This window comes from Frankia sp. CoBUL1 (genome assembly GCF_978021245.1).
Map to the genome: position 1 here is coordinate 1 of NZ_CDXDOS010000090.1, position 9,301 is coordinate 9,301.

At 73.0% G+C, this 9,301-nt stretch carries 8 protein-coding genes; 5 read left to right on the forward strand and 3 right to left on the reverse strand.

The annotated features are described in order from the left end of the window. Positions 1–249, forward strand: a 249-nt coding sequence (locus tag AC08OX_RS09000; RefSeq protein ID WP_476607389.1) for a hypothetical protein, incomplete at its 5' end; no start/stop codon positions are given. Positions 250–270: 21 nt separating this feature from the next. Here AC08OX_RS09000 and AC08OX_RS09005 read toward each other — a convergent pair. After that, positions 271–1,458: a UDP-glucose--hexose-1-phosphate uridylyltransferase gene (locus AC08OX_RS09005; RefSeq protein ID WP_476607390.1), complete on the reverse strand. Its 1,188-nt coding sequence runs from the start codon at positions 1,456–1,458 to the stop codon at positions 271–273. Positions 1,459–1,687: 229 nt separating this feature from the next. Here AC08OX_RS09005 and soxR point away from each other — a divergent pair, with 229 nt between their 5' ends. The 3 genes from soxR (at position 1,688) to AC08OX_RS09020 (ending at position 4,489) form a co-directional block, all read left to right on the forward strand. Beyond that, the gene (gene soxR / locus AC08OX_RS09010; protein WP_476607391.1) at positions 1,688–2,179 is read left to right on the forward strand and encodes a redox-sensitive transcriptional activator SoxR; all 492 of its coding nucleotides are present in this window, start codon (positions 1,688–1,690) and stop codon (positions 2,177–2,179) included. 113 nt (positions 2,180–2,292) lie between these two features. After that, entirely contained in the window at positions 2,293–3,042 is a 750-nt protein-coding gene (locus tag AC08OX_RS09015; protein ID WP_476607392.1) for an NADPH-dependent FMN reductase, read from the forward strand. Between the two features lie 190 nt (positions 3,043–3,232). After that, positions 3,233–4,489 carry an ABC transporter substrate-binding protein gene (locus AC08OX_RS09020; protein ID WP_476607393.1) on the forward strand — a complete coding sequence of 419 codons (1,257 nt, stop codon included), beginning with the start codon at positions 3,233–3,235 and terminating at the stop codon, positions 4,487–4,489. Between the two features lie 24 nt (positions 4,490–4,513). Here the strand turns inward: AC08OX_RS09020 and AC08OX_RS09025 are convergent, their stop codons facing one another. Together AC08OX_RS09025 and AC08OX_RS09030 are read right to left on the reverse strand one after the other, a co-directional pair. Further along, positions 4,514–5,254: an ABC transporter ATP-binding protein gene (locus AC08OX_RS09025; RefSeq protein ID WP_476607394.1), complete on the reverse strand. Its 741-nt coding sequence runs from the start codon at positions 5,252–5,254 to the stop codon at positions 4,514–4,516. Next, positions 5,164–8,412 carry an ABC transporter permease subunit gene (locus AC08OX_RS09030; protein ID WP_476607395.1) on the reverse strand — a complete coding sequence of 1,083 codons (3,249 nt, stop codon included), beginning with the start codon at positions 8,410–8,412 and terminating at the stop codon, positions 5,164–5,166. Before AC08OX_RS09030 ends, AC08OX_RS09025 begins: the two co-directional genes overlap by 91 nt. Before the next feature lie 371 nt (positions 8,413–8,783). On the opposite strand from AC08OX_RS09030, the gene AC08OX_RS09035 reads away from it, so the two are divergent. After that, on the forward strand, positions 8,784–9,301 hold a 518-nt coding region (locus tag AC08OX_RS09035), incomplete at its 3' end, for a TerD family protein (RefSeq protein WP_476607396.1).

A 9,301-nucleotide genomic window follows, 5' to 3' on the forward strand; every position in this document is an offset into this window, starting at 1 on the left:
ATCACGACGGACCCGCGCCTTAACTCGCCTCACCGACAGCACCCGACCGGCAACGCCGGCCGGGCATTCGGCGAGCCCTCCCACGACATCACCGAACACTTACGTCTCGACGAACGCGCGCACCGCACGCTCAGTGGCCGCACGCTCAGTGGCCGCACGCTCAGTGGCCGCATACTCGGCGGCCGGATACTCGGCGGCTCTCATGACGCCAGTGTCGGGGAGTCGTGGGCCCTGCGGCACGCGGGATGACCACGGCCGCGCGGGCTCGGCTCAGGCCCGGTCCGCCGCGACGGGAGCCATGACGGCGCGTAGCCGGTCCGCGGCGGCCTCCGGAGTGAGGTCACGCTGCACGTCGGCGAGCATTTCGTAGCCGACCTGATGCTTGCGAATGGTCGGGGAGCGCAGCAACGGCGGATAGAAGTGGGCGTGCAGCTGCCAGAACGCCGCGGGCGGATCGCCGGGTCCCCGGCCGGGATCAAGGTCCGGCCCCGGCCCCGGCCCCGGCACCGGCTCCAGCCCCGGTCCCGGCCGGGGTCCGGTCGCGGGATGCGGCCCGGGCGCTCCGTGCCAGCCCATCGAGAACGGGAAGGGATGGTCGAACAGGGCGTCATAGCCGGTGAGGAGGCGGCCGAGCAGGCGGGACAGCCCGTCCCGCTGGTCGTCGGAGAGCGCGGCGAGGCGGTCGACCGGATGCCGGGGCAGGAGCAGGGTCTCGAACGGCCACAGCGCCCAGAACGGCACGACGACGAGCCAGTGCTCCTCCGCCAGGATCACCCGCTCCCCCGCCGCCGTCTCGATCTCGGCGTAGTCCATCAGCAGGGAGCTGCCAGACCGGGCGAAGTGCTCCCGCTGCCGCGCATCCTCGGCGGCCGGCTCGTCGGGCAACGCGTCGCAGGCCCAGATCTGACCGTGGGGATGCGGGTTCGACGCGCCCATCGCGGTGCCGCGGTTCTCGAAGACCTGCACCCAGCGCCAGGTGCGGGAGAGTTCCTCCTCCTGCGCCGCCCAGGTGTCCACGACCGCCCGGACCTCGGCCGGAGTCATGTCGACGAGCCCGCGATCATGACGAGGGCCGAAGCACACGACCCGGCACGTCCCCCGGGCCGGTTCGCTGCGCAGCAGGCCCGATCCGGGACCCGCCGGCCACACCGGAGCCGGGTCGGCGGGCGGGGCGACAGGCGGGCCGGCGGGCCGGACCGGGTCGGGACGCAGCGCCGGGAAGTCGTTGGTGAACACGTAGGTACCGGAGTAGGAGGGGTTGCGTTCACCGCCGGCCCGGAGGTTGCCCGGGCAGAGGTCACATAGAGGATCATGGGCGACTGCGGCCGGCACCGGCGGTGGTTCCTGACCGCCGTGCCACGGTCGCCGCGTCCGCCCCGGCGAGACCAGAACCCAACGGCCGGTGAGCGGGTTGAACCGCCGATGCGTGATGTCGTCCATCGCGACGAAGCCTGCCATGGGCGGCGACCGCGGCAAACGCGCTGCCGGGACGGCCGGGGGTGATCCCCGTTACCACGGAGCCGGAGCGTGACGAGGGGCGACGCGGGGCGGCGAGGGGCGGCGAGACGTAACGAGGCGTGGCGAAGCATAACGGGGCGTGACCGGGCATGACGGCCAGCCCGTTGCGGCGCCGCCGGGTTCCGGGAACCTCATGTTGAGTTCAACTTCAACACCATAGTCTGCGGGCATGCTTCCTACCGATCTGATGACCGTGGGTGAGCTCTCGCAGCGAAGTGGCTTCGCCGCGTCGGCGCTGCGCTTCTACGAACAGCAGGGCCTGCTCACCGCCACCCGGACCTCGGGTGGGCAGCGCCGGTACGAGCGCCATGTCCTGCGGCGGCTGGCGTTCATCCGCGCCGCCACCGCGGTCGGGCTCAGTCTCGACGAGGTGCGGGAGACCCTGTCGACGCTGCCCGAGTCGCGCACGCCGACCAAGGCGGACTGGTCCGCGATCTCGCGGCGGTGGCGCGGCCGGCTGGACGACGAGATCGCGGCCCTGGTCGCTCTGCGTGACAAACTCGACTTGTGTATCGGCTGCGGCTGCCTGTCGCTGCGAAGCTGCCGCATCTCGAATCCGCACGACCGGATCGCCGAGCTGGGGCCGGGCGCTCGCGCGCTGCCGGCCGCGCTGCGCCAGACCCGCAACCCCCTCGATCGGTGTGGTCAGCCCGTCCGATAGGACATCGGCTAGGACATCCGCGATAGGACAGACGCGACGGCACGCGGGTGGCGGTCCATCGCCGGATCCGGGACGCCGGATCCGGGACGCCGGATCCGGGACGAGGAGGGGTAGTGGGAGACACATTCGGCATGTTCCAACCGGGTGCCAGCAACGGCGAGCCGAGGAGCGGGCGCAGCCAGACGGGCAGCCAGACGGTCGGTACGGATCCCGTCTCCGGGCTGCCCAGCCGGGTCTCGGCGCACCGTTCGCCCGACATGCCGCCGGACGGTCCCGGTCCGGTGCGGGCCCGTCGCCGCCGCCCGTTAATCGTCGGCATCGGTGGCAGCAGCCGGGCGAACTCCACCACCCACCAGGCCCTGGCGACGGTGCTGGCGATGATGGGGCAGGCCGGCGCGGAGACGGTGCTGCTCGGTGCGGCGGACCTGGACCTGCCGATGTACGCGCCGGAACGCCAGGAACGTCCCGCCGCCGCGCTGCGCCTCCTCGCCGCCGTCGAACGGGCCGACGGCCTCGTGATCGCGACTCCCGGTTACCACGGCGGGATATCGGGCCAGGTCAAGAACGCCCTGGACTATCTGGAGGACCTGCGCGGCGCGCCCCGGCCCTACCTGGACGGCCGGGCGGTCGCACTGATCGTCGGCGCCCGGGGCACGCAGGCGGCCGGGACGGCACTGACGGCCCTGCGCTCGACGGTGCACGCCCTGCGCGGCTGGCCGACCCCGCTGGGCGTCACCCTGAACACTGCGGTGCCGCTCTTCGACCCGCACGGGCGAGTGCTCGACCGGACCGTCGCGGCCCGCCTGGACACCCTCGCCGACCAGATCATGGGGTTCACCTACGCCTGGTCCCAGGTGCTCTGAGGTGCTCTGAGGTGCTCTGACGCCGGGGCACGATCCCACGCCGAGGCCCCCGCGGGTCCCAGCCAACCCGGGCGTATCCGTCCTGAGCAGGCAGGTCTACCGTGGCGGGGCCTGGCAGGGGACAGCGGGGCCTGGCAGGGGACCGGAACACGGAACGCGGACGAGGCACGCTCGACGAGGAGGCGGCACGGTGGGACGACGGTACGGGCTCCGGTGGCTCGCCGCGGCGGTTCTGGGCGCTGTGCTGGCGGGAACGCTCGCCGCGTGCGGTGGCGACTCGGACGGCGAAGCCACCGGCACGTCCTCGGCCGGATCAACGGTCAAACTGATGATCATTGCCCCGGTGGGCACGTCCGGAACGAACTACCCGGAGATGGTGGCCGCCGCCCGGGCCGCCGTGCGCGGGGTCAACGCCCGGGGTGGGATCGCCGGCCACCGGGTCGAGCTCGTGCACTGCAACGAGAAGAACGACGCCGCCATGGCCAGGAAGTGCGCCCAGCAGGCGGTGGATCAGCACGTGCTCGCGGTCGTCGGCGAGGTCAGCGGCTCGGGCGGGATCATGCCTATCCTGGAGAACGCGGGGATCCCGTCCATCGGTTCGGCCGGGATCTCGGCCGACGGATCCGAGCTCAGCTCTCCGATCAGCTACGTCATCAGCCCGCTGACCCTCTACCCCGCGGTCTGCCCGTCGTTGCTCGCCAAGGCGGGAGCCACCCGCCTCGGGCTGGTCGGCTACGACCTCAGCGCCAGCGACCGGCTCATCATCATGGCCGAGGGCGGCGCGAAGGCGGTGAACCGTCCGATCAATCCGAAGATCCGTATTCCGATCACGACGAGCGACTTCACCCCGGCGATCTCCCAGCTCACCCGGTCCGGTGCCGACGGAGCCGTGCTCGTCGTGTTCGACCAGGCCGCCTACGCGGTGATCTCCCAGGCCGGCCAGCGGGTCCGGACCTGCCACGCGGCCGGAACCCTCTCGCCGAAGTACCTGTCGACGCTCGGTCCGGCCGCGGACAACCTCGTGGTCGCGACCGCGTTCCCCGAGCTGGGCCAGGCCGGCCAGTTCCCCGAGGTCGCCCGGATGATCTCCGAACTGGACGCCGAGCAGGCCGGCGGGGACGCGGACGCGGCCCCCGCGCTACGCACCACGACGACCACCACCGGCGCGTCGCTGTCCGTGCAGATCGCCGAGAAGGTGGGCAACAAGGTGTCCGGCCCGCTCACCGCCCGCACCCTGCTCGACCAGCTCAACCGGACCACCGACCTGGACCTGGGCGGCATCGTCCCGCGGCTGAACCTCACGGCGACGACGCCGATCCCCGGGGCGGAACGGATCTTCAACACCACGCTGCGGGGAGCCCGCTGGGACAGCGCGTCGAAGAGCTTCGTGCCACTCGGCCCGGAGACCTACTCCGGCCTGGACATCCTGCGCCGGGCCGCCTCCTGACTCTGAGGCACGCGCTGACCCGGGTCAGGCACGCGGGCCGCTGAGGGCGCCATCGCCGGCTGGGGCACCATCGCCGGAGTCCGCCGGCCGTCCGGGTGACAGATAGGCGCCGAGCAGGATCTCCCGGTCGGCACGGGCCTGGGCGGCAGTGCCCGACCAGGCGAGGGCCCCGTGCCGCAGGACGTGCACCCGATCGGCGATCGACAGGGCGCTGCGGACGTGCTGCTCGACGAGGATCACGGCGAGCCCATCGTCCGCGGCGGCGCGCGCCGCCGCCAGCAGACGGTCCACGACGCGCGGCGCGAGGCCCAGCGAGAGCTCGTCGGCGAGCAGAACCGTGGGCCGGCGCGCCAAGGCGCGCGCGAGGGTCACCATCTGCTGCTGCCCCCCGGAGAGCAGCCCCGCCCGCCGATCGAGGTGCTCGGCAAGCTCGGGGAAGACCGCGAGGGCGAGGTCCGGGTCGCATCGACCGACCCGGAGATTTTCCCGGACGGTGAGGTCCATGATGACCGAGCGTTCCTCGGGAACCAGGCTCAGGCCACGTCGGCACCGTTCGTGCAGCGCGGCGGTCGTCACGGCCCCGGCGAGCAGGACCTCGCCTCCCGCCGACGGGATCGCGCCGGCCAGCGCCAGCAGTGTCGTCGTCTTGCCGGCACCGTTCGGGCCGAGCAGGGTCACGACCTCGCCGGCGTGAACCTCCAGGTTGAGGTCGCGGACCACCGGGCCGTTGCCGTAGCCGGCGGACAGGCCCCGCGCCGCCAGCACCGCGGGGCCGGCCGCGAACCGGGCCGGGTCCGCGAACCGGGCCGGGTCCGTCCTATCGGCGACGCGATCCCCGGTCCCGCCCGCGGACGGGCCGGCCGGCCGGGTCCCGGCCCGGCCGGCCGAGTCCAGGAGACGGCCGGCCGGGCCGGGACCGCCGCCTCCCCCAGGCAGGCGACCCGCACCCGGGGGTCGTCGCGCACCCGCTCCGGCGTCCCCTCGGCGATGCGCTCCCCGGCGTCCAGCACGACCACCCGGTCGCAGACCCCCATAACCACGTCCATGTCGTGTTCGTTGAGCAGGATGCCCAGCCCCCAGTCGTCGGCGAGCCGACGCAGCAGGCCCGCGACCTCCGCGCTCTCCGATTCGTCCAGCCCGGCGCACGGCTCGTCGAGCAGCAGCACGGCGGGGCGCGCCGCGACGGCCCGGGCGATGGCCAGCAGCCGACGACGACCGTAGGGAAGCTCCGCCACGGTGCGCAGGAGATCGTCGCGCAGCCCGAAGGCGTCGACCGCGGCGACCGCGGCCGGCTCAAGCGGACGTCCCCGGGGGAACAGCAGGTCGGTGAGATAGGCGCGGGTGTCCCGGCGGTCGCTGGCCGCCTGGATGTTCTCGATGACCGTCAGATCGTCGAACAGCTCCAGGTTCTGGAACGACCGGCTGATGCCGGCGCGGGCCCGCCGGTGCGCCGGCAGACGGTCCAGCCGGACGCCGCCCAACGTCATCGACGTGACCGACGTGACCGAGGACGGGGTGTAACCGGTGATCGCGTCGATGACCGTCGTCTTGCCCGCGCCGTTCGGGCCGATCATCCCGACAATCTGACCGGGTTCCACCCGCAGGTCGACCGAGCGCACCGCGGTGACCGCGCCGAACCGGACCGTCAGACCCCAGACCGACAGGACGGCGGGCGCGGCAGGCACGGCGACGGATGCGGCCGGCACGGCGGGCGGCGCACCGAGCAGGCGGGCCAGGCGGGCGGCATCGCAGCGGCGGCGGGCGGCCGCCGCGGGGACCCGGTCGTGGAGCAGCCTGGCGGTGCGGGCGTTCTCCGGCGCCATGCCCCCACCCGACCGGGACAGCACGACGACGAGGACGATCCCGCCGATCAGCGGCACGTAGCGGTCGAGCTCGGCCAGCCAGTCCCGCACCCAGCCGCCGAAGACCGCTGCGACCAGGGCTGCGACGGCGGCAACGGCCCAGGGGGCGTACCGGGCGGCGGCGCCGAGCCGGCGGCGCGGGCGCGGCGCGCTGACGAGCGAGGCACCGGCGGCGAGGCCGAGCAGCCCGGCGAGGGCCGCCACGACGACCCGCAGCAGCACGCCGAGCCGGGCGAGCAGGTCGCCGACCCAGCCGCCGAGCCGGGTCGCGAGCGCCCCGGCGGCCATCGTCGTCCCGGCGAACGCCCCGCTGACCCAGCCGACCCCGCCGAGCACCGCGTAGGCGATAAGCATGATCGACGAGAACGGCGCGAAGGCGCCACCGCCATAGTCGATGTTCCCGCGCTCCCCGTAGACGTAGAACGCATAGAGCACCCCGCCGAATCCGGCGATGGCCGCCGACAGCGCGAAGGCGTAGAGCTTCGCGCCGACCACGCTGATGCCGAGCGCGGCGGCGGCCCGCTCGTTGGTCCGCACCGCGATCAGCCGCCGGCCCGCGCGCCCGCGCCGCAGGTTGGCGACGGCCAGCGCGACGAGGACGAAGGCGAGGACGGAGACGGTCGCGAACCCGCGGGGGTTGGCAACCTTGTCCAACTCGATGCCGAGGAATGTCTGACGGCCGACGACCGTGCCCTCCGGGGAAGCCAGATCGCCGAACAGCGACCCGATGGAGTCCGCGCTCCTCGGTGCCGGGGAGTGGTAGCCGCGCTGGAACAGCAGAGCGTCGACGGCGGTGCCCAGGCCCAGGGTCACCACCGCGAGCTGCAGGCCCCGGGTCCGCAGCGCCGGCAGGGCGAACAACAGTCCGACCGCGGCCGTGCCGGCGACCCCGACGAGCATGGCCGCCTCCAAGGGCCAGCCGCGGGTCGCGACGAGCCGTCCGGCGATCAACGCCGCGATGCCGGAAAAGGCGAGCTGCGCCAGGGACAACTGCCCGGTGAACCCGACGAGCACGACGACGGACAGGATGACCAGCGCCCACAGGGCGTTCGCGTCGATCGCGTCGACCCAGTCAACCGGCAGCAGCCACCAGATCGCCGCCAGGGTGGCCGCCACGGTGACCGCGAGGGCGCGCGGATGCACCCGGCCGCTACCGAGGGCAGGCTGACGTTCGGCGAGGTGGCCGCGTTCGGGTATTCCCTGCCCGCGGATCGCGAGGTAGAAGACGATGACCGCCAGCGGCACAGCCCGGTCGACCCCGCGCCACCAGGGGTGCTCGGCGACCAGCTGGAACTGGGTCTCCACCTCGACGACCCCGAGGGCGAGCCCGCCCGCCAGCACCATCGGGAAGGAGCGGAACCGCGCGACCAGCGCGACCGCCAGCGCCGGGACGATGAGCAGGAGCAGGTTCGCCGAGGACAACGGGTTCTGCAGCGGCGCGAGCAGGACCCCGCCGAGACCGGCCAGCGCGCTGCCTGCGCCCCAGGCCGCGGCGGCGACGGTGTCCGCCGACCAGCCGAAGGTCGCGGCGGCCCGGAGGTTCTCCGCCGCCACCGTCGCGGCGAGGCCCACCGTGGTGAACCGGAACACCGCCCAGAGCCCCGCGACCAGCACGGCGACCACGGCCAGCCGGACGAACACGGACACGCCGACGGGCTCGTCGAACAGCGTTATCCTGCCGGTCGGCAGCACCGTCGGGGAGGTACGCACGGCACCGGCGAACATCAGCGTCAGCAACGACTGCAAGATGATCAGCAGGCCGAGCGTCGCCATCAGCCGCAGCAGCGAGGTCGCCTCGCGCAGTGGCCGCATCACCAGCAGGTGGAACACGACCCCGATGACGGTCGTCGACAGCACGGCCAGCGGCGCCGCGAGGCCGAGCGGCAGCCCCCACCCGGCGTGCAGCCCATGGAAGGCATAGGCCGCCCAGGCCAGCAGCGCGCCCTGGGCCAGGTTGAGCACGCCGGCCCCGCGGGCGATGACCACCACACCCGAGGCCACGAGGGCGTAGAGCGCGCCCGTGCCCAGGCTGAGCAGGGCGTAGCCCATGACGTCATTCAACGGCGGTCCACCCTGCTCCGGGCACCGCGGAACGGTGCCTCGATCATCCCTCAGTGGCCCCCCACCAATGGTCGCCGGCTCTCCTCGATCGCGATGAGCGGCGTGAGCCCACCGGAAAATCCGCAGGCCAGACCATTGATCATATGATCACGGCAACCGAGGTGACGGTGCGGCCGGACAGACCGACAAGGCAATGAAACCAGCCACAACAGCCACCGAATAGCATGAGAGCCACAGAACCTCGCGAAAGCTACCTAACCCCACGGATTGGTCGGGGGTGACGGAACGCGGGCACACCGCGAAACGTCCGGGATGGCACCATCGGACGAACGCTCGATGGCGGACGACCACGGCTACAGGGGTGGAAACGGATGAGGGACCTGGTGCCTGGCGCGAACGGGCCGTTGCCTGCCGGCCCCGTCTCGGTCCGGCTCGCCGGTCCCTTCGACGTCTGTGCGCTCGTCACCGGCGCGAACGGCAAGGTCGCCGCGGACAGCGACTTCGTGTTCTACAACCAGCCCAGGGCGCCGGGCGTGGCACTCTCGGGCGGCGCGGTGACCGTCGATCCGGGCCGGCTGCGCCTGGGCGCCGAACGTGTCGTGATCGCCGCCAGCCCCGAGGACGGTACGACGCCCTTCGGACAGCTGCCAGCTCTCGCCGTCACCATCCATAATGATCATGATGCCCTCATCGCCCGCTTCGCACCGCCGCTGTTGTCCCGCGAGACCGTGGTCACGCTGGTGGAGATCTACCGGCGCGGCCCCGCGTGGAAGATCCGGGCGGTGGGGCAGGGCTACGCGGACGGCCTCGCCGGTCTCGCCCGGGACTTCGGAGTCGACATCGACGACGGCGACCAGGGCCACCAGGGCCACCAGGGCCAACGCCGTGA